The organism is Paenibacillus sp. Marseille-P2973 (assembly GCF_018101095.1).
GTDB lineage: Bacteria > Bacillota > Bacilli > Paenibacillales > Paenibacillaceae > Fontibacillus > Fontibacillus vini.
Map to the genome: position 1 here is coordinate 451,425 of NZ_JAGQEH010000003.1, position 21,942 is coordinate 473,366.

Consider the following 21,942-nt stretch of genomic DNA (forward strand, 5'->3'; position numbering starts at 1 on the left):
TATGGGAGGGGAAATCATGTCCGACACTCAGGGAAAAAGAATGCGTCTCGAACTGTTGATGAAGCAGGCGGAAATGCCGCCAACCGTGGTTGATCCGTATTTTCTCGATGGATTTATCGATCAGGTGGAAGTCAGCCGCTCCAATAAAGAATGGAAAATAACGCTTTGCAAAAGCACGCTTGTTCCGGGCCAGATCTATCGCACCTTTTACTTACGGATTAAAGAGCGGATGGAGCATATTGCGAACATCTCTTTCTTATTCCGCTACGAGAACCAGATTAGCGAGAGCGAGATCGTACAGGAATATTGGAAACTGTTCCTGGAGTGGGTGCAGCGGGAGGTACCGTCCGTCAACGGCTGGATGGCTCGGGCGTCGCTCGAAGTTGAGGGAGATCTGATTTCGGTTGCTTTCACGGATGCCATGACATTGGAATTAGCCCGAAAAAAAGGGATTGATCGTGCGATCACGGTATATTATGAAACCCACTTCGGTTTAAGTCTTCGGGTTAAGCTGATTTCTGGTGAGAACAGCAGCGAAGTGTTTGAAGAATTCCAGCAGCGGATCGTCGAGGAGAATCGCGAAGCGATCCAGCAGCTGATGGAGAGTGTACCTGAGGAAGCTCCGGCTGAAGAAGTGGACGGAGAAGTTATCAAGTTGCAGATTGGTTACGACATCAAAGAACAACCGGTACCGCTTCAGGAGATTCAGGATGAAGAGAAGAAGATTACAATTCAAGGCACAATCTTCGGCCTGGACCGTAAAGAGCTTCGCAACGGGAACACGCTGTTTACTTTTTACCTGACCGATTTTACCGATTCCCTGCAAATGAAAATGTTTGCCAAGACCAAGGATGATTTGAAGATCATGGGGCAGTTGGCGAACGGCAAATGGGTGAGAGCCCGCGGTAAAGTGGAAATGGATCGCTTTATGCAAATTCCCGAGCTGGTTATGATCCCTTCCGATCTTTGCGAAGTTTCTGCGCCCCCGTCCCGGAAAGATAATGCCGAGGAGAAGCGCGTGGAATTCCATCTTCATACAACAATGAGTACGATGGACGCCGTTACTCCAATTGGAGAATATGTCAAAACGGCGGCGAAGTGGGGACATAAAGCAATTGCCGTTACGGATCACGGTGGAATTCAGTGTTACCCGGACGCGGCCAAAGCGGCGAAGAAGAATGGAATCAAAATGATCTACGGAGTGGAAGCCAACGTTGTCAACGACAATGTGGCGGTCGTCCTTAATCCTCGTCCCGAAGATTTAAAGACGACGACCTTTATCGTATTCGATATCGAGACCACCGGTCTGTCGGTAACTCAGAATAAGATCATTGAAGTCGCCGCCGTCAAAATGAGCGAGGGCAAGGAAATTGACCGGTATGCCACCTTCGTCAATCCGCATGAGCGTATTCCGTATCATATCCAGCAATTGACGAACATCAACGATGAGATGGTTCAGGATGCTCCGGATGTGGAACCGGTATTGAAGGATTTTATCGAGTTTGCCAAAGATTCGGTACTCGTGGCTCACAATGCCCGGTTTGACGTGGACTTTGTGAATGCGAAACTGAAGGAACTCGGCCTGCCTGTCATGGACAACCCGGTGTTGGATACGCTGGAGATGGCCAGAATGTTATTCCCATCTATGAAAAATCACCGCTTGAATACATTGGCGGCTAAATATAAAGTTTCGCTGGAGAACCATCACCGTGCGATCGACGATACGTTGGCGCTGGGACAGATTTTAAACGGACTCATTGAGGATGCCGCAAAAATCGAAGGGATCACATCCCTGGAGCGCTTGAACGACAAGGTCGGCAAGGATTTATCCAATGCCCGCCCGTTCCACTGCGGGATTTATGCCCTCAATATGACCGGCAAGAAAAATTTATATAAATTGGTGTCGATGTCTCATACCCAATATTTTAAACGGGTCGCCTGTATTCCGAAGTCCAAGCTTGCGGAAATGCGCGAAGGCCTGCTCATCATTTCGGGATGTGAGAAAGGCGAATTTTTCGAGGCGGTGCTGAACAAATCGGTGGAGGAAGCCGAAGGAATCGCCGAGTTTTACGATGTGCTGGAGATCCAGCCGCTGACAATGTATATGCACTTAGTAGATAAAGGGCTGGTCGGGAGCGCAGAAGAGCTGCAGACGGCCGTTCGTAAAGTAGTGGAAATCGGCGCTAAGTTGGGTAAACCGGTGGTCGCTACGGGGAACGTTCACTACCTGGATCCGCGCGACAAGCTATACCGGGATATTACGATTCACGGAATTACCGGCTTCAGCCCGCTAAAAGATATCCGCAAACCCGATGCTCATCTCCGCACAACGGACGAAATGCTGAAGGAGTTTGAGTTCCTGGGCAAGGAGAAAGCCTATGAGGTCGTCGTAAAAAACACCTCCGATCTGGCGGATTCCTTCGAGGATCTGGAACTGTTTCCGGACAAGCTGTATACCCCGATTATCGATGGGGCGGATGAAGAAATCCGTAATACCTGTTATGCGACGGCAAGATCCATTTATGGGGAAGATTTGCCAGATGTAGTCGTCAAACGTCTTGAGAAAGAGCTGGAACCGATTATCAAATACGGATTCTCGGCCAACTATCTGATTTCCGAACGCTTGGTGAAAAAATCCAACCAGGACGGCTACCTCGTCGGCTCGCGGGGATCGGTCGGTTCGTCGGTTGTCGCTACATTCCTTGGCATTTCGGAAGTAAATCCGCTTCCGGCTCATTATATTTGTTTGAATCCCGAATGCCGGCATAATGAATGGTTCCTTGACGGCAGCGTGCCGAGCGGATTCGATTTGCCGGACAAGGATTGTCCGAACTGCGGAAACAAGCTGAAGGGAGAAGGGCAGGATATCCCCTTCGAGACGTTCCTTGGCTTTAAAGGCGACAAAGTTCCCGATATCGATCTTAACTTTTCCGGGGAATACCAGCCTCAAGCGCATAATTACACCAAGGTGTTATTCGGGGAGAAGAGCGTGTTCCGTGCCGGAACGATCGGTACGGTCGCCGAGAAAACCGCATTCGGATTTGCAAAAAAATATGAAGAAGAACACCACAAGAGCTGGCGCGGCGCCGAGCTCAACCGGCTGGCCTCCGGCTGTACCGGCGTTAAGCGAAGCACGGGCCAGCATCCCGGCGGGATCGTGGTCGTTCCGGACTATATCGAGGTCGAAGACATTACGCCGGTGCAATATCCGGCCGACGACACGAGCTCGGAATGGATGACCACGCATTTCGATTATCACGCGTTTGACGCGAATCTGCTCAAGCTCGATATTCTGGGTCATGATGACCCGACGATGATGCGGATGCTGCAGGATTTGACCGGCGTCGATCCGACGACGATTCCGATGAACGATCCGAAGGTTATGAGCATGTTCAACTCGACGGAAGCGCTCGGCGTTTCGCCTCAGCAAATCCGGACACCGGTTGCCACTTACGGAATTCCCGAAATGGGAACCAAGTTCGTCCGCCAGATGCTTGTGGAATCACAGCCGTCTTCGTTTGCGGATTTGCTGCAAATATCCGGTCTGTCCCACGGTACCGGCGTATGGCTGGGAAATGCGCAGGAACTGATCAAGAACGGAACCTGCAACATCAAAACCGTGATCGGTTGCCGGGATGACATTATGCTGTTCCTGATCTATAAGGCGGGCATGGATGCCGGACTGGCTTTCAAAATTACGGAGAGTGTTCGTAAAGGGAAGGGCTTGTCGCAGGAATGGATTGATGAGATGAAAAAGTGCAAGGTGCCTCAGTGGTACATTGACTCTTGCCTGAAGATCCAGTACATGTTCCCGAAAGCGCACGCCGCTGCTTACGTTATCTCTGCGGTGCGGACAGCTTTCTTCAAGCTGTATCATCCGATCGAGTATTACGCGACTTACTTCTCGGTACGCGGCGAGGATTTCGATATCGAGTTGTTCTGCCAGGGGTATGACGCGATATACCGCAAGATCGAGGAGATCGAGCAAAAAGGCTTCCAGGCGCTGCCGAAGGAAAAGAATATGCTGCCGATTCTCGAGATGGCGCTTGAAATGACATCGCGCGGCTTCCGTTTCAAGGGAATCGACCTGTACCGTTCCGATGCGACGAAATTCATCGTCGACGGCGACGCGCTCATCCCGCCGTTCTCCGCGCTGGCGGGTATCGGCGACAACGCCGCCCGTAACATCGCGGCGGCAAAGGAGCAGGGGGAGTTCCTCTCCATCGAGGATTTCCAGCAAAAGTCCAAGGCGAGCAAAACGGTCGTCGAACTGCTCGGTACGATGGGCTGTTTCCGGGGGCTGCCGGAAAGCAACCAGCTATCGCTGTTTTAGCCCGGCGTAAAGGCGTTTTACTTGTCACTATTACCGGACTATGTTATAATTTTTTTGGTAATCATGAAGATAGAACCGTTGCTTAAAGAGTGGGGAAACCCACTCTTTACTCTTTGGTATATAGGAAAGAACCATATGGAGGTAATGTACGCTTGAGCACACCGAAGATCAAAGCGGCCGTGGAAGAGATGGTCAAACCTTTTTTGGATGAGAACGGCTTTGAACTGGTCGACGTCGAGTACGTCAAAGAAGGGAGCAATTGGTTCCTGCGCGTATTCGTGGATAAAGACGGAGGCATAGATATCGATGACTGCGGTCGGATCAGCGAATTTCTAACCGAGAAGCTGGATGAGAACGATCCGATTCCATCAGCTTATTTTCTGGATGTGTCCTCCCCCGGGGCGGAACGTCCGTTGAAGAAGGCGGAGGATGTATTAAAAGCCGTCGGCAAAGATGTATTTGTGACTACATATGAACCGGTAGACGGCTTGAAAGAATTCGAAGGCCGGCTTCTTTCTTTTGAAAATGAGGAGCTTGTCGTCGAAATCGGCAAAAAGAGCCATACCATTCCATACAGCAAAGTTGCCAGCGCCAGGTTGGCCATTATTTTCTAAACAAGGTATTGAAACGTAGGGGATTATGAAAGGGGGAACTCGAGGCAAATGAGCATGGATTTTATCGAAGCCTTGAATGAGTTGGAAAGGGAAAAAGGGATCAGCAAAGATATACTGTTCGAAGCGATTGAAGCTGCTCTGATCTCCAGCTACAAGCGCAACTTCAATACAGCGCAAAATGTGCGCGTGGATATGAATCGTCATACCGGTGCAATCAAAGTCTTCGCCCGTAAACTCGTGGTGGAGGAAGTGCTTGATCCGCGGACGGAAATCTCGGTGCCGGCGGCCCGTGAAATCAATCCGGGCTTCCAACTGGAAGATATCGCGGAAATTGAAGTGACGCCGCGTGATTTCGGGCGTATCGCTGCCCAAACTGCCAAGCAGGTCGTAACGCAGCGCATCCGCGAAGCGGAGCGCGGGTTGATCTATAACGCGTTTGTGGAAAAGGAAGAGGATATCGTTACGGGGATCGTTCAGCGCCAGGATATGCGCAACATTTTCGTCGATTTGGGCAAGGTTGAGGCTCATCTTCCATTGAATGAGCTTATGCCGAACGAGAAGTTCAAGCACGGCGACCGAATCAAGGCATATATCACCAAGGTGGAGAACACGACGAAGGGTCCGCAAATCTTGTTGTCCCGTACTCATCCCGGTTTATTGAAACGGCTGTTTGAACTGGAAGTTCCTGAAATTTTCGATGGCGTTGTAGAGATTCGTTCCGTGGCCCGCGAAGCGGGTTTTCGTTCGAAAATCGCCGTATATTCGCGCAACAGCGAAGTGGATCCGGTCGGCTCCTGCGTAGGGCCTAAAGGCACTCGCGTTCAAACGATCGTGAATGAGCTGCGCGGCGAAAAGATCGACATCGTCCGTTATTCGGAAAGCGTCGAGGAGTATGTGGCAAATGCACTTAGTCCTTCCAAGGTTCTCGAAGTTCAAGTGTTTGAGTCGGAAAAAATGGCCCGCGTCATCGTGCCTGATTACCAGCTCTCGCTAGCGATCGGGATCAAGGGACAAAACGCCCGTCTGGCCGCGAAACTGACCGGTTGGAAAATCGACATCAAGAGCGAAACCCAGGCGGAAGAGGAATTCGGAAGAGAAAGAACCGAACAGGATGAAATGCCGCAGGATTCCGTTTCCGTCGACTAACTCTAAATGGACTTGGGAGCAAGAAACGGGGGTCTTTTAAATGAAACCTAGAAAAATACCGCTTCGCAAATGTGTGGCATGCCAACAGATGATGCCCAAAAAGTCCCTGATCCGCGTCGTCCGTTCGCCGGAAGGGGAAGTATCGATCGACCTGACCGGGAAGAAGTCGGGACGGGGCGCATATCTCTGCGGGCAAGTATCTTGCTTCAAGCTTGCGCATAAGAACCGTGCGCTTGACCGTGCATTGAAAGCTCCTGTAGGGGCGGAGGTATATGAACAGTTGGCGCGCGATTTCCTGGCGGTGGAGGATGAATTCATCTCCACCCGGGACCGGACCGAGGAGGAAGGCGACGATGAGTAAGGCGTTGAATCACCTCGGCCTGGCTACGCGGGCAGGGAAGCTGGTTACCGGAGACGAACTGGTTCTGAAAATGATCCGTTCCTCCGAGGCAAAGCTGGTTATTGTTGCCGGAGACGCATCGCCCAATACACAGAAGAAATTCCGCGACAAATGCGCAACGTACGAAGTCCCCTTGATGATCGGTTTTGACAGGGAACGGCTCGGTTCCAGCGTTGGAAGACCGGAACGGGTTGTACTTGCGCTGACGGACCAAGGGTTTGCCGATATGATTACCAAAGAAATCGTGAAAACGTCGGAGGTGGAGTATATTGAGTAAACAAGAAAACAAAGATAAACTCAGGGTGTACGAATATGCCAAATCGCTCAATATGAGCAGTAAAGAAATTATTACCATTCTTAAGCGTCTTAATATTCCGGTCAATAACCATATGAGCGTAATGGAAAATGACTCCGTATCTCGTGTGGAACAATTCTTTAAGGATATTAAGAGCAACGCCGCTGCCAAGAGAGAAGGTACCGGACGCGCTGAAGCTCCAGCTAAATCGTCGGCCCAGGCTTCCGCAGGAGGAAGTCAGACACCGAAAACATCCGCCGGGGAAGGAACCGGCCAGCGTGGAGTTCAAGGCCGAAATGTCCAGGAGAACCAAGGACAAGGCAATCGAGCGACAATCAATCAAGGACCAAGCAATCAAGGACAAAGTAACAACAAAAATCAACAAGAAAAGCAGGTAAGCATGAATAATAGACCAAATAACAACAACTCATCGGCTGCCACGAGCAGCACTCAAGCCACTCAGGAAAGAAATAATCGCCCATCCGGCGGCAACCATTCGTCCCAAGGAGCCAGACCTCAAGGTCAAGGCTCAGGATCGAATTCCAACCGCAGTTCGCAACCGAACCGCGGGCAAAACCAAGGTGGCGCGCCGCGCAGTGATGCTCCTCGTTCGGGGAATGCAGGTCAGCGTAGCCCGCAACCAAACCGCAACGCTTCTTCAGGCAACAATAGCGGCGGAGGCAACTTTGGCGGAAACCGCAGCCAAGGCGGACAAGGCGGCCAAGGTCAGGGCTTCAAAAAAGGAAATAATAATAACAACAACAGACCGAACAAAGGCTTTGACGATAATCGCCAGGGCGGATACAAAAACAATCGTGGCGGTAAAGGCGGTCGCGGCGGAAGAGGCGGATACAACCAGCAGCCTCCACGCGAGAAAATCGATAACACGCCTAAGAAAATCATCGTTCGCGGAACGATGACGGTCGGCGAAACAGCGAAGCTGCTTCATAAGGATGCTTCCGAAGTCATTAAGAAGCTGATCTCGCTCGGCGTTATGGCTACGATCAATCAAGAGCTTGATATCGATACGATTCTGCTTCTTGCCGGCGATTTCGGCGTAGAGGTCGAAGTGAAGATTCCGGTTGAAGATGATCGTTTCGAAACGATCGAGGAAGTGGATGAAGAAGCAGATCTGTTGGAACGTCCACCGGTTGTAACGATCATGGGTCACGTTGACCATGGTAAAACAACATTGCTCGATGCTATCCGTTCGACGAACGTTTCCGGCGGCGAAGCCGGCGGGATTACCCAGCATATCGGTGCTTATCAAGTTGAAATCAACGGCAAGAAAATCACGTTCCTGGATACTCCGGGTCACGAAGCGTTTACGGCAATGCGTGCCCGCGGTGCCCAATTGACCGACATTACGATTATCGTAGTGGCAGCGGACGACGGCGTTATGCCGCAGACGGTTGAAGCGGTCAACCATGCCAAAGCGGCAGGTCTTCCGATTATCGTAGCCGTGAATAAGATTGACAAGCCGGATGCCAATCCGGATAAAGTAAAACAAGAATTGACCGAGTATGGTCTGGTTCCGGAAGAATGGGGCGGAGAAACGATCTTCGTCAACGTTTCCGCCAAGCAAAGAATGGGCCTTGAAGACCTGCTTGAAATGATTCTGCTGGTTGCAGAGGTCAATGAATATAAAGCAAACCCTGACAAACGCGCTCGCGGTGCCGTCATTGAGGCCGAGCTCGACAAGAGCCGGGGTCCGGTTGCCCGTATCCTGGTGCAGCACGGTACTTTGAAAGTCGGCGACGCATTCGTGGCAGGGAATAGTTTCGGCCGCGTCCGGGCAATGGTAAATGATAAGGGACGTCGTCTCAAAGAAGCGGGTCCTTCCACGCCGGTGGAAATCACCGGTCTGAATGAAGTGCCGCATGCGGGCGATCCGTTCATGGTATTCGAGGATGAGCGTAAAGCTCGTTCCATCGCCGACAAACGGGCGATTACCCAACGTCAATCCGACCTTGGAGCCAATACCCGCGTAACGCTTGACGACTTGTTCCGTCACATTAAAGAGGGCGAGATCAAGGATCTGAACGTCATCATCAAAGCGGACGTACAAGGATCGGTTGAAGCGCTCAAGAGTTCTTTGGAGAAAATCGAAGTGGAAGGCGTCCGCGTGAAAATTATTCACAGCGGTGCCGGTGCCATTACCGAATCCGACATCATTCTTGCCGCAGCTTCTAATGCGATCGTCATCGGCTTTAACGTCCGTCCGGACAGCCAGACGAAAGCAACGGCAGACCAAGAAAAAGTCGATATCCGTCTGCACCGCGTTATTTATAACGCGATTGAGGAAATCGAACAGGCGATGAAGGGCATGCTGGATCCGGTGTACAAAGAAACGGTCATCGGACACGCCGAAGTCCGCAACACATTCAAAATCAGCAAAATCGGAACGATTGCGGGTTGTATGGTTACTTCGGGCAAAATTTCGCGCGCTGCGGAATGCCGCCTGATCCGCGACGGCATCGTCGTATTCGAAGGCAAAATCGACTCGCTTAAACGGTTTAAGGATGACGCGAAGGAAGTTGCGCAAGGTTACGAATGCGGTATTACCCTTGACAATTATAACGACCTCAAAGAAGGCGACGTTATCGAAGCGTTCATTATGGAAACCGTCGAACCGAAATAAGGTGAGGTGTCACACATGGCCAAAAATCGTACCGGCCGCGTAGGCGAACAGATCAAAAAAGAACTCAGTGTGCTGATCCAGAGCGGGCTCAAGGATCCCCGCATCGGATTTGTCACCGTGACCGGCGTTGATGTGACGAGCGACTTATCACAAGCCAAAGTGTATCTGAGCGTGTTTGGGGATGAAGAGACCAAGCAGGCTTCATTGAAAGGTTTGGAAAAGGCAGGCGGCTTTTTGCGGACTGAGCTCGGCAAACGGATACGCCTTAGACACACGCCTGAGCTTATTTTCAAGATCGACGAATCGATTGCCTACGGCAGCCGAATCGAGAAGCTTCTTGGAGATATTTCGCACGAAGATGAAAATTAGATTTTAAAGGAGACGGCAATGCAGACCAATGAACGGGAGTTCCGGCAAGCGCAGCAGTTTTTGACGGAGCATGATCATTTCCTGGTAGTGTCGCATGTACAGCCGGACGGAGATGCAGTCAGTTCTACCCTTGTGGTGGGCTGGCTTCTCTCATGTCTGGGTAAAAATTACGTTATGGTCAACGAAGGGCCAATTCCGAAACGGATGGAGTATTTATCGGAATCGGAACAGATCGTTGATCTGTCGCAGGCTCCGCTGACAGAGTCCCATAAATATGTGATTTGCGTAGATTGCGCCGATTTCAAGCGGACGGGCAAGAGCAGCCTTCATTTTTCCGAAGATGCCCAGATTCTCAATATCGACCACCATCCGACCAATGACGGATACGGGACTGTTAATCTGATCGTTCCAAATGCGGCGGCAACGGTTGAAATATTGTATGATCTGATCCGGTTTATGAATCTGGAGATGAATCAGAACGTGGCAACTGCCATCTACACCGGGCTTTTAACCGATACCGGAGGATTCCGCTATTCGAGTACATCGCCCAAAGTAATGGAGATCGCATCAAAACTGCTAGAATATGGCGTAGATGGGCCAGGCTTATCGGAACTGCTATTGGAGCAGATGACCCTGCCGCAGCTTAAGCTGCTGACACGTGCCCTTAACGGGCTGCAAATCAGTGAAGATGGTAAAATCAGCTGGGTATCCGTCGATGATAACGATATGGAGATTACGGGCGCAATCCATGAGGACCTTGAAGGAATCGTGAATTACCCCCGTAACATTCAAGGCGTCGAGGTTGGCCTGTTGTTTAAAGTAATCAACGAAAACGCAGTGAAGGTAAGTATGCGTTCAGCCGGAAAGGTCGACGTGGCAAGCGTGGCCCAAAGCTTTGGCGGCGGTGGACATGTCCGTGCAGCCGGCGCACGCATCGAAGGAACTTTGGAAACCATCGTACCGCGCGTGATTGAGCAGGTGAAGAAGCAGCTATGAATTCTTACGAAGGCATCCTGCCGATTCTAAAGCCTGCCGGCTTTACATCGCATGATGTCGTGGCCAAAAGCCGCGGCATTCTTAAGATGAAACGGATCGGGCACACCGGGACTCTGGATCCTGCGGTAACCGGCGTTCTTCCTCTGTGTCTGGGGCGGGCGACCCGTATGGTCGAGTATTTGCAGGAGCTGCCCAAGGAATATGAAGCTACGCTAATTCTTGGTCTGGCTACGGATACGGAAGACATGACGGGAAACGTTCTGGAGCGAATGGAGCAGGTCTCCGTAACTGAAGCCGAGGTTCGGGAAGTGTTAGCGAAGTTTGTAGGAACTATCTCGCAAATTCCACCGATGTACTCAGCCCTGAAACTGGACGGCAAGCGCTTATACGAACTGGCCCGTGAAGGTAAGACCGTGGAGCGCCAGCCTCGTGAAGTAACGATTCACGAGTTGGAGCTGCTCTCGTTTATACCCGATCCAGTACACCCTAGAATTTCTTTTCGTACCTTGTGCTCCAAAGGAACTTATATCCGTACGTTATGCGTTGATATTGGCAAAGCCTTGGGCGTTCCCGCAGTCATGGAACAATTGAAACGGACCATGTCGGCCGGTATCCGGGAAGACCGTTGTCTGACCCTGGAGCAATTATCCGAGCAAGTGGGGAATGGAACTTTGGCTTCAGGACTGATTCCTGTAGATGAAGCGGTGAATCATTTGCCCGCGCATACGGTGCAAGAGGAGAAGGTAAAGGCCGCGTTGCAAGGCCAGCGCTTGTCTCATTCCGTAGTTCATCCGTCAGCAACTCCTGGCGATACTATCCGGTTATATAGTCCTGAACAGCAGTTTTTAGGCATATATCGTGCGGATGAGACCACCGGCGCCGTGACACCGGTAAAGGTTTTTCTTCCCGGACAATAATTTTATAATGATCTAAATCTAGCGAATCCGCGTAAATTGCAGGTGAGACGATTTTGGAAACGATACACTTAACTTATCCTTTGACAGCCGAGACTATAGCCGACACGGCTAGACCTCAAATACTGGCGATCGGCCAGTTCGACGGACTTCATTTGGGCCATGCCAGCGTTATCGAAACAGCGATTCGGCTTGCGGCGGAGGCCGGTCTTCCGTCTGCGGTCATGTCTTTTCATCCGCATCCGAAGGAAGTCATGAAAAAGGGCGACTATGAAGGTTACCTGACCCCGCCGGAAGAGAAGGAACGAATTCTTCGCGGTATGGGCGTAGATTACTTATATGTTGTGGAGTTCAACGATGCCTTTTCGCGGGTCAGCCCGCTCAATTTTGTTTGCGGAATGCTCCTGCCGCTGCAGATCCAGACCGCTGTAGTCGGCTTCGATTTCCGGTTCGGGTACCGCGGGGAAGGGCATGCAAGCATGCTCAGAGAACTGAGCGAAGATTCGCTGGAAGTAAACATCGTACCGCCGTTCCTGATTGAAGGTGAAAAGGTCAGCAGCTCGGACATCCGCAAAGCTTTGCAGGAAGGCAATGTCCGGCTCGTTGAACGCTGGTTGGGTCGTCCTTATGCGATGAAGGGAACGGTTATGCACGGAGAGAAGCGCGGCCGGAAGCTGGGCTTTCCGACGGCAAACCTGCAGCTGGATGAGCACTTCGTGCTGCCGGCCAAGGGGGTTTACGCCGTTAGAGCAAACTATGGCGGAACTGCTCTCTCAGGCGTCATGAATGTTGGCGTCAAGCCGACTTTTCATGACAACGTCTCCCGACCTTCCCTCGAAGTCCATTTGTTCGACTTTAACGGTCAGCTTTATGGGGAGTCATTGCTGGTGGAAGTGATCGATTTTATTCGTGAGGAGCGTAAATTCAACGGAATCGATGAATTAATTGCGCAAATTACGAGGGACGCCGAAACCGCGAAGCAATTACTGAGTTCCTCAGATTAGGCTTGTCTTTGCGGCATTTACTTTTATAACTGATCTGTGCTATACTAATCTACGTTGTTCATGCGGGACTCCCGCATAGACACGGATAACCTTGGCTTGGTTACCGGTCTCACCGTCCGGTTACTAGGCTAACGGCGATTTGATTATAAGGAGGTGAACAGGATGGCATTAACTCAAGAGCGCAAACAACAACTGATTGAAGAGCACAAGACTCATGAATCCGACACAGGATCCCCAGAGGTGCAAATTGCTATCCTTACGGAGAACATCGTGAATTTGACGGACCACTTGCGTACGCACAAGAAGGACCATCATTCCCGTCGCGGTCTTCTGAAAATGGTTGGTCAACGCCGCAAGCTGTTGGCTTACTTGAAGAACAAAGACGTTAAACGTTACTCCGCTTTGATTGAGAAGCTCGGATTGCGTCGTTAATTTGCTTTTGTTTGACCAAAGCAGCCCGGTTGCCGCTGGTTCCGCCGATAAAGCGGACGGCGTGCCGCTGGGTTGCTTTTTAAAAAGCTGGAAATGAATACGTTTTTGCAGCGTCGTAAAATCATCTTGGAAGCTCCTGCCGGGGCTTTTGTTAGCTTAGATGATCAGTCCCTTGAATTAAGCTTCTTACTAATGTTAGCTGGAAAACCTCCATCTAATTCCGCCAAAGACTCCGGATATTCGTATAAAGCAGGTAATTAGCGGGAGGTTTTCCAGTTAATCGGGGGAATTTGAAGATACGCGCTGAATTAACGGTATGTTTCCAGCTAATTGTTTTTGCTTCAGCCGATAAAGGTGAACACATACACGATTCACAGGACGGCTGGACTTTCACGAACGCCGCAAGGCGTTTTCTTGGTGTGTAGAAGGATATTTTTGTGAGGGACAAGTCTTTTGAATTAGCTAAAACCTTTCCGCTTGATAATCTATGTTTATGAATGTGATGAAAGCAGGAAATAATGAGACTTGTACCGAACTGTTAATTGTGACAAGGAGGGATTTCATGGAAAAACATGTAAAAATGCAGTTGGGGGGAAGACCTCTTATACTGGAAACCGGACGTTTGGCTAAACAGGCGAACGCTGCAGTAATGGTACGATACGGAGAAACCGCTGTATTGTGTACAGTAACGGCTTCGGCGGAACCTAAAGACCTTGATTTCTTCCCGCTTACAGTCAATTATGAAGAAAAGTTGTATGCCGTAGGTAAAATTCCCGGCGGCTTCATTAAAAGAGAAGGACGTCCGAGCGAAAAAGCGATTCTCGCCAGCCGCTTGACCGACCGTCCGATCCGGCCATTGTTCCCGGAAGGATTCCGCAATGACGTACAAATCGTCAATCTCGTAATGAGCGTGGATCAGGACTGCGAGCCTGAAATCGCCGCTATGATTGGTACCTCCGCAGCGCTGAGCATTTCCGACGTACCTTTTAACGGCCCGATCGGCGGAGTAGCTGTCGGTCGTGTGGACGGACAATTCGTTATCAACCCGAATATCGCCCAGCAGGAAGCCAGCGACATTTATGTCGTGGTTGCAGGTACTAAAGACGCGATTATGATGGTGGAAGCGGAAGCCAACGAAGTTCCGGAAGAAGTTATGCTGGAAGCGATTATGTTCGGCCATGACGAGATCAAGAACATTGTAGCTTCTATTGAAGAACTGGTTGCCGTAGCTGGTAAAGAGAAGATGGAAGTGAAGCTGCACGCTGTCAATGAAGAAGTAAACCGCGAGGTTCGCGAGTTTGCCGAAGCACGACTTGTGGAAGCTGTTAAAATCGTTGAAAAGCATGAGCGCCAGGATGCGATCGACGTAATTAACGATGAAACGGTAGCCCATTTTGTGGAGAAGTACATAGAGTCTCCTGAACTTCTTGGCGACGTGAAGGAAGTGCTGCACGACATCGTCAAAGAAGAAGTGCGCCGCCTGATTACGCATGATAAAGTTCGTCCTGACGGACGGAAGCTGGATGAAATTCGTCCGATCGAATGCGACATTAACCTGTTGCCGCGTACGCATGGATCCGGTCTGTTTACCCGTGGTCAAACTCAAGCGCTCAGCATTTGTACGTTAGGAGCTTTGGGCGATGTGCAGATTCTGGACGGCATCGATTTGGAAGAATCGAAACGGTTCATGCACCATTATAATTTCCCTCCGTTCAGCGTAGGGGAAGCTCGTCCGCTCCGCGCTCCTGGACGTCGTGAAATCGGACATGGCGCACTCGGCGAAAGAGCGTTGTCCAAAGTAATTCCTCCGGAATCCGAGTTCCCGTATACGATTCGTCTCGTATCCGAGGTGTTGGAATCCAACGGTTCGACTTCGCAAGCCAGCATTTGCGCCAGCACGCTGGCAATGATGGATGCTGGTGTTCCGATCAAAGCGCCGGTAGCCGGTGTGGCAATGGGCTTGATCAAGGACGGCGAGCATGTATCCATCCTTACTGACATTCAAGGAATGGAAGATCATCTCGGAGATATGGACTTTAAAGTGGCCGGTACATCGGAAGGTGTTACTGCCATTCAAATGGACATCAAAATCGACGGTATTGACCGCCAGATTCTGACCGATGCCTTGTCTCAAGCTCGGGAAGGCCGCATGTTCATCCTGTCCAAGATGATGGATCGCATTCAGAAGCCGAAGGAACATTTGTCTCCTTATGCGCCTAAGATTATGATCATGAATATCAACCCTGACAAAATCCGCGACGTTATTGGTGCCGGCGGTAAAATCATCAATAAAATTATTGAAGAAACCGGCGTGAAAATCGATATCGAGCAAGATGGACGAGTATTCATCGCTTCTACTAATGAAGAAATGAACAACAAGGCCCGTTCGATTATCGAAGGCATTGTGAAGGAAGTAGTTGTTGGAGAAATCTATGTGGGTACCGTAAAACGGATCGAGAAATTCGGCGCTTTCGTAGAGATTCTGCCGGGTAAAGACGGTCTCGTACACATTTCCCAGATTTCTACTGAGCGCGTGGCTAAAGTGGAAGATGTGTTAGCTATCGGGGATACCGTCACTGTAAAAGTAACCGAAATCGATCAGCAAGGTCGGGTTAATCTTTCCCGCAAAGCGGTATTGACCGCTGAAACGGAGAAATCGCCATCCTGATTTCTTGCATCATGGTCTAACGCAAAAAAGAGGCAGAATGAAATATTTCTGGCTCTTTTTTATTTTTGACTCCTTTGTATTTTGCTTACAGAAGCGTGTGTGTTATGTGATTCTATTAAAATGGGGAGTCGAAGTTCCCCTTGTCCGCATAAATGCCTGCTTAATCTCATAAGATGAGGACAAAACCCTCTGAAGGGATGAGTCTGTCATGAATCGGAAAAAGGTCGCTTTGGTATTTTTTTGCATGATTCTGGTCTTTGTGCTTGGACAATTTACCGGAATCCATGCTTTCGTAGATGGCGGAGGCCGGCAGGATCGCGGCCAAGACGCTTTCGGAAGGTTCGCGGACAGCCGGGGAGAAGGTGAACTCCTGGCTAAGATCAAGGAAGAGGCAGCCAAGCGGAGGATTGAGCCGGTGGATGCAGTTGTTGATCGGGTTTGGCGGGCGATTCCCGGGTACAACGGTCTGGAAGTTGACATTGAGAGCACTTACCAAAAGGCGAGATTAAAGCCGGAAGGTACGGAAATTGAATATGTGTATAAGGAAATCAAGCCTAAGATTAACCTCGATGATTTGGGAGCTCACCCGATTTATCGGGGGAATCCCAACAAGCCGATGGTCGCTTTTATGATCAACGTCGCTTGGGGCAACGAGTATATCGTTCCGATGCTTGATACGTTAGATGAGGCCAAAGTGAAGGCGACTTTCTTTTTTGATGGAAGCTGGTTGAAAAAGAATGCCGATATTGCGCTGGAGATTCAAAAACGCGGCCATCAGCTTGAGAATCATGCCTATTCGCATCCTAACATGAGTCAACTGGACGACAGCAGGGCCAGGCTTGAAATCTCTAAAACGAAGGATGTACTCAAGGAGAAACTTGGGGTAGACAACCGTTGGTTCGCTCCTCCATCCGGAGACTTTAATGACCGGACCGTCCGTCTGGCCGCCGAACAAGGTTTAAAAACGGTGTTGTGGACTGTAGATACGATCGATTGGCGGAAGCCGCCAGCGGAAACGATTATATCTCGAATCTCAAGCAAAGTAGAGCCGGGTTCGCTTATCCTAATGCATCCCACAGCTTCCTCGCGAGATGCGCTTAAGGGGATGATTCAGGTCATCCGTAAAAAAGGACTTCAGTTAGGAACTGTAGACGAAACGCTGTCCAGTGACCGGGTGGTTTTGCCGGGGAGTTGAGGATTCGGTGTTTTTTTGATAGGATATTGTTGCATTTGATTCCTTTCGAAGATAGTTTTACTGCTATGCATTTTATTCAGTCAAAGCTAGCTAGAACATAAGCAGAACTTTTAGGAGGGCCATTCGTGAATAAAACGCAACTAAAAAACGGCCTTCGGGTGGTTATGGAGAAAATACCGACCTGCCGCTCGGTGTCGTTCGGCATATGGGTAAAGACGGGTTCCCGTAACGAAACGCCTGAAATGGGCGGTATTTCGCATTTTATCGAACATATGTTGTTCAAGGGTACGGATCGGTTCAGCGCCAAGGATATCGCCGAGGAATTCGATGCCATCGGCGGTAACGTGAACGCCTTTACGTCCAAGGAATATACATGCTATTACGCCAAAGTACTGGATGAGCATTTACCGATCGCGGTGGATGTGCTCTCGGATATGTTTTTCCGTTCTTTGTTCGATGAAGAAGAATTGCGCAAAGAGAAGAATGTAATCGTAGAAGAAATCTCAATGTATGAGGACACCCCTGACGACATGGTCCATGACCTGCTCGCGGAAGCGGCTTATGGCAGCCATGCGCTTGCTCTGCCCATACTTGGTACGGAAGAGAAGTTGCAGGCCATGGGTCCGGCGGATCTTCGCAAATACATGAACGAGAAATATACGATCGAGAATACGGTAATCGCCGTCGCGGGTAATATCGATGATTCAATTCTTGAGCTGCTCGAGAAATATTTCGGGGATTTTGCAAACCGGGGGAAAGCCGATATTTTGAGCGCTCCCGATTTTCTCGGCGGACTCAAATTTCATCGCAAAAAGACGGAACAAAACCATATTTGCCTCTCTTTCCCGGGGCTTCCGATCGGGGATCCGAACCAATACGCAATGGTACTGCTGAACAATGCTTTGGGCGGCGGCATGAGCTCCAGACTGTTCCAGGAAATTCGCGAAAAGAGAGGCCTAGCCTATTCGGTGTATTCCTACCATAGCTCCCATGCGGATAGCGGTTTGTTTACCGTTTATGCCGGGACCGCACCTAAACAAACTAAAGAGGTGCTGGACCTGACAAAAGAGATCTTGCATGAGGTAGCCGTAAAGGGCATCAGTGAGAGTGAACTCCGTAAAGGCAAGGAGCAGTTAAAAGGAAGCTTGATTCTTAGCCTGGAAAGTACGGGCAGCCGGATGAACCGGCTTGGCAAAAATGAATTGATGCTGGGGCGCCATTATACGCTTGACGAAATGATTGCCCGCATTGAAGATGTGACTATGGATAATGTGAACGAGGTGCTCAAAACGATGTTTAACCAGCCGTATGCGCTTGCTATGGTAGGTGCTTCGGATCGTGTGCTGTCGGGAATAAGGAGAGATGAACTTGTCGTATGATGTTCAGATTCAATTAATTGCGGGAAATGAAGACATTGAGTTACCGCGCAAAATGTCGGAGCTGGCTTCAGGGTTTGATTTGTATGCTGCGGTAACCGAGGAACTGGTGCTGCACCCGGGAGAGCGTCAGCTAGTGCCTACCGGGATAGCCATCGCTATGCCCGGCGGTCTGGAGGCTCAGATTCGCCCTCGGAGCGGGCTTGCGTTCAAGCATGGCATTACCTGCCTCAACACGCCAGGCACGATCGATGCCGATTATAGAGGCGAAATTAAAGTGCTTCTGATTAATCTCGGACAGGAGCCGTTCACGATCAAGAGAAATGAGCGGATTGCCCAAATGGTCTTCCAGATCGTTCCGGAAGTGAATTTGTCCCGGGTTGACGAATTGTCGGAGACCGTCCGCGGCGCCGGCGGATTCGGCCACACCGGAACCAAATGAATCAAAAACCGTTAAGGACCTCGTCACTCAGTGACGGGGTCCTTATTTTTTTTCGCGGGAATAAGGTATTATTCGTCTCCCGGTTTTCACCACTTTGTAGGCCACGGCATAAGATGCTCTATATTGTATTGCCTGGAAGGAGTGCCGAAGTTGATGCTAACTGGCCTAACCATCGTCTTTCTGGGCGGAGACGCCCGCCAGGTGGAAGTGATTAACAAATGTGTGGAGTTGGACGCTGCGGTGCGGGTGGTTGGCTTTGAAACCCTGGACACCCCGCTTGCCGGCGTCACTCTTGAAACGCTGACCCCGGAGCTGCTTCAGGAAGCGGACGTGATCGTGCTTCCCGTAGTAGGATGTTCCGATCAGGGAGAGATACCCGCACCGTTCTCCAAAGATAATCTGGTCTTGAAGAAGGAACTGTTTTCAGCGATAAAGGAAGGTACTTTGGTTTATACGGGAATAGCCAAAAGTTTCTTGAAGCGAATGGGAGCGGAATACGGTTTTCGCTTGATCGAACTGTTGGAAAGAGATGATGTAGCGATCTACAACTCGATTCCGACGGCCGAAGGAGCGGTAATGATGGCGATCCAGAACACGGATATCACCATCCACGGCTCCAATTGCATGGTTCTAGGAATAGGGCGAACAGGTTTTACACTGGCAAGAACTCTGCAGGGTTTGGGAGCGAATGTACAGGTGGGAGTACGCAGGGAGGCCGATGTGGCCAGGGCGGTGCAAATGGGCTGGAAGCCTTTTGCGGCAACGGATTTGAACGCTTACGGAGTCGGGATTGACTTGATTTTTAACACAATTCCGACTATGATAGTCACAGCGCAAATCATCTCGAAACTGCCCCGTCAAGCAGTTATAATCGACCTTGCCTCGGCTCCCGGCGGAACGGATTTCCGGTTTGCCGAGAAGCGCGGAATCAAGGCGCTCCTTGCTCCCGGTTTGCCCGGAATCGTCGCTCCCAAAACGGCTGGAATCATCATGGCGAAAACGCTCAGTCAGTCGATTATGGAAGAGTTTCATTTACGGGGGGATGAAGAGTGAATTGGCAGGGGAAAACAGTAGGTTATGCTGTGACGGGATCGCATTGCACCTTGGCTGAGGTTATGTCTCAGATCCAACGATTTGTCGATGACGGCGCCAAAGTGGTGCCGATCATTTCGCAATCCGTACTGAGCACGGATACCCGATTCGGCAAATCGGATCATTGGCAAAAGCAATTGAAAGATATAACAGGGAATGATATCATTTCTTCAATTGTCGACGCGGAGCCGCTCGGACCTACCAAATTGCTTGATGTGCTGGCCATCGCTCCTTGTACGGGGACTACGACCAGCAAGCTGGCAAATGCGGTTACGGACAGTCCTGTCCTGATGGCTGCCAAAGCGACGCTTCGCAACGGGCGCCCGGTAGTGCTTGCGGTTTCGACCAACGACGGATTGGGCTTCAATATGGCGAACATCGCCAAATTGATCGTTGCCAAAAATATATATTTCGTTCCATTCGGACAGGATAACCCGGATAACAAACCAAATTCGCTCGTAGCGCGAATGGAACTTGTGCCGGAAACCTGCTATGCGGCAATCGAGGGGAAACAGCTTCAGCCGCTGATCATTGAACGATTTCGGGACTGATTGAACTCATTCAAACTTTGCAAATCGACAAACTCCGAAATAACGGATATACTTTGGAAGAAATGAAAAATGGATCGTGAAACGAGAAAGAAGATATTCGGGGACGATTCGATTCAGGTTCCTTGAAACTGAACCTGTGGATCGTCTCGAATTATCTGCAAATGAACACACATTAGAACAACGGAATGAAGAACTGCTTTACTCCGCTTACTTAAAATGGAGGAATACCCATGCGCATCTTGGTGCAGAAGTTTGGTGGCACGTCACTCTCGACAAAGGAAGCCAGAGGACATGTCATCTCGCATATCCGCCGGGAACTGGATAACGGTTACCGGCTTATCGTTGTGGTTTCAGCTATGGGCCGTAAGGGGGATCCTTACGCCACGGATACTCTTTTGGATTTGATAGCTTCAGGCGGAGGCTCGCTGCCTTCGCGCGAACAGGATTTACTGCTTTCCTGCGGTGAAATTATTTCGGCAACCATGCTTTGCAGTTTGCTGCAAGAACAATCCATCAGCTCCGTCGTGCTAACCGGAGCACAAGCTGGTTTCCGGACGGACAGTCAATTCGGCAATGCCAGAATTCTGGATATGGTCCCTACAAGGGTCCTGGAAGAACTGCAGACCCATGATGTGGTCGTGGTTACCGGTTTCCAGGGGCAAAACCAGAACGGCGACTTTACTACGCTCGGCCGGGGAGGAAGCGATACTTCGGCAACGGCGCTGGGTGCGGCGCTGCATGCTGAAATGGTGGACATTTACACCGATGTGGACGGAATCCTCACCGCCGATCCGAGAATTGTAGAAGACGCCAAGCAGCTTGATTATGTCAGCTATGCTGAAATATGCAATATGGCCCACCAGGGGGCGAAGGTGATTCATCCACGCGCCGTAGAAATCGCCATGCAAGCCGGCATCCCGGTTCGGGTTCGTTCCACATTTTCTCAAAGCGAAGGTACCCTGGTTGCCAATCCGGAAGGTTTTAAAGACGTGCAAATCGGGATTGTCGACCGTTTCGTGACCGGAATCGCCTATGTGGCTAACGTGACACAGATCAAGGTTGAAGCCGGCGGCAGCGGTTCGGACAACCTGCAGTTGCAGGTGTTTAAAGCGATGGCCGAGAATGCGATCAGCGTCGATTTTATTAATGTTACCCCGTCAGGGGCGGTTTATACCGTTTTTGACAGCGAGGCCGCTAAGGCTCGCCGGGTTCTGGACGATTTGGGACTTCATCCTCAGATTTTATCCGGCTGCGCCAAGGTATCGGTCATCGGCGGAGGCATTAACGGTGTACCGGGAATCATGGCCCGGATCGTAGAGGCGCTTACCGAACAGAAAATCCAGATCCTCCAATCGGCCGATTCCAATACGACGATTTGGGTTCTAGTGAACAAAGAAGATATGGTGCAAGCCCTACGTGCGCTGCATGCCAAATTCGAACTTGGCAAGTAGCAAGCTCCGTAGGGAATTAGTCA

Annotated in this window: 19 protein-coding genes; all 19 read left to right on the forward strand. The window is 50.4% G+C overall.

Translation table 11 applies throughout. The features are described 5' to 3' along the window. The first annotated feature begins 16 nt into the window (after positions 1-16). The 19 genes from KB559_RS09045 (at position 17) to dapG (ending at position 21,919) form a co-directional block, all read left to right on the forward strand. Positions 17-4,333: a PolC-type DNA polymerase III gene (locus tag KB559_RS09045; protein ID WP_211021390.1), complete on the forward strand. Its 4,317-nt coding sequence runs from the start codon at positions 17-19 to the stop codon at positions 4,331-4,333. Positions 4,334-4,485: 152 nt separating this feature from the next. Continuing rightward, entirely contained in the window at positions 4,486-4,947 is a 462-nt protein-coding gene (gene rimP / locus KB559_RS09050; protein ID WP_211021391.1) for a ribosome maturation factor RimP, read from the forward strand. 48 nt (positions 4,948-4,995) lie between these two features. Further along, complete coding sequence (nusA, locus tag KB559_RS09055) at positions 4,996-6,093, forward strand: transcription termination factor NusA (protein ID WP_211021392.1); 1,098 nt, start codon at positions 4,996-4,998, stop codon at positions 6,091-6,093. 40 nt (positions 6,094-6,133) lie between these two features. Beyond that, on the forward strand, positions 6,134-6,454 hold the full coding sequence (gene rnpM / locus KB559_RS09060) for an RNase P modulator RnpM (protein WP_211021393.1): 321 nt from the start codon (positions 6,134-6,136) through the stop codon (positions 6,452-6,454). Continuing rightward, complete coding sequence (locus KB559_RS09065) at positions 6,447-6,770, forward strand: L7Ae/L30e/S12e/Gadd45 family ribosomal protein (protein ID WP_211021394.1); 324 nt, start codon at positions 6,447-6,449, stop codon at positions 6,768-6,770. Before rnpM ends, KB559_RS09065 begins: the two co-directional genes overlap by 8 nt. Continuing rightward, a complete protein-coding gene (gene infB, locus KB559_RS09075) occupies positions 6,763-9,429 on the forward strand; it encodes a translation initiation factor IF-2 (protein WP_247681667.1) in 2,667 nt (888 codons plus the stop codon). The genes KB559_RS09065 and infB overlap by 8 nt, the downstream gene beginning before the upstream one ends. 15 nt (positions 9,430-9,444) lie before the next feature. Next, the gene (gene rbfA / locus KB559_RS09080) at positions 9,445-9,798 is read left to right on the forward strand and encodes a 30S ribosome-binding factor RbfA (protein WP_211021395.1); all 354 of its coding nucleotides are present in this window, start codon (positions 9,445-9,447) and stop codon (positions 9,796-9,798) included. Between the two features lie 18 nt (positions 9,799-9,816). After that, positions 9,817-10,794 (forward strand): DHH family phosphoesterase, encoded by a 978-nt coding sequence (locus tag KB559_RS09085; RefSeq protein WP_211021396.1) that lies wholly within the window; start codon positions 9,817-9,819, stop codon positions 10,792-10,794. Then, entirely contained in the window at positions 10,791-11,711 is a 921-nt protein-coding gene (truB, locus tag KB559_RS09090) for a tRNA pseudouridine(55) synthase TruB (RefSeq protein WP_211021397.1), read from the forward strand. The genes KB559_RS09085 and truB overlap by 4 nt, the downstream gene beginning before the upstream one ends. A gap of 53 nt (positions 11,712-11,764) precedes the next feature. Beyond that, positions 11,765-12,712 carry a bifunctional riboflavin kinase/FAD synthetase gene (locus KB559_RS09095; RefSeq protein WP_211021398.1) on the forward strand — a complete coding sequence of 316 codons (948 nt, stop codon included), beginning with the start codon at positions 11,765-11,767 and terminating at the stop codon, positions 12,710-12,712. A 162-nt stretch (positions 12,713-12,874) separates the two neighbouring features. Continuing rightward, entirely contained in the window at positions 12,875-13,144 is a 270-nt protein-coding gene (rpsO, locus tag KB559_RS09100; RefSeq protein WP_076168040.1) for a 30S ribosomal protein S15, read from the forward strand. A 93-nt stretch (positions 13,145-13,237) separates the two neighbouring features. Next, on the forward strand, positions 13,238-13,405 hold the full coding sequence (locus KB559_RS09105) for a hypothetical protein (RefSeq protein WP_211021399.1): 168 nt from the start codon (positions 13,238-13,240) through the stop codon (positions 13,403-13,405). Between the two features lie 301 nt (positions 13,406-13,706). Then, a complete protein-coding gene (gene pnp / locus KB559_RS09110) occupies positions 13,707-15,812 on the forward strand; it encodes a polyribonucleotide nucleotidyltransferase (RefSeq protein WP_211021400.1) in 2,106 nt (701 codons plus the stop codon). A gap of 208 nt (positions 15,813-16,020) precedes the next feature. Next, positions 16,021-17,007, forward strand: a complete 987-nt coding sequence (locus tag KB559_RS09115) for a polysaccharide deacetylase family protein (RefSeq protein ID WP_211021401.1) — start codon at positions 16,021-16,023, stop codon at positions 17,005-17,007. 125 nt (positions 17,008-17,132) lie between these two features. Then, entirely contained in the window at positions 17,133-18,386 is a 1,254-nt protein-coding gene (locus tag KB559_RS09120; RefSeq protein ID WP_211021402.1) for a M16 family metallopeptidase, read from the forward strand. After that, on the forward strand, positions 18,370-18,825 hold the full coding sequence (gene dut, locus KB559_RS09125; RefSeq protein WP_211021403.1) for a dUTP diphosphatase: 456 nt from the start codon (positions 18,370-18,372) through the stop codon (positions 18,823-18,825). Before KB559_RS09120 ends, dut begins: the two co-directional genes overlap by 17 nt. A gap of 153 nt (positions 18,826-18,978) precedes the next feature. Next, positions 18,979-19,878 carry a dipicolinate synthase subunit DpsA gene (gene dpsA, locus KB559_RS09130; protein ID WP_211021522.1) on the forward strand — a complete coding sequence of 300 codons (900 nt, stop codon included), beginning with the start codon at positions 18,979-18,981 and terminating at the stop codon, positions 19,876-19,878. Beyond that, a complete protein-coding gene (locus KB559_RS09135; protein ID WP_211021404.1) occupies positions 19,875-20,468 on the forward strand; it encodes a dipicolinate synthase subunit B in 594 nt (197 codons plus the stop codon). The genes dpsA and KB559_RS09135 overlap by 4 nt, the downstream gene beginning before the upstream one ends. 230 nt (positions 20,469-20,698) lie before the next feature. After that, entirely contained in the window at positions 20,699-21,919 is a 1,221-nt protein-coding gene (dapG, locus tag KB559_RS09140; RefSeq protein WP_211021405.1) for an aspartate kinase, read from the forward strand. The last annotated feature ends 23 nt before the right edge of the window (positions 21,920-21,942 follow it).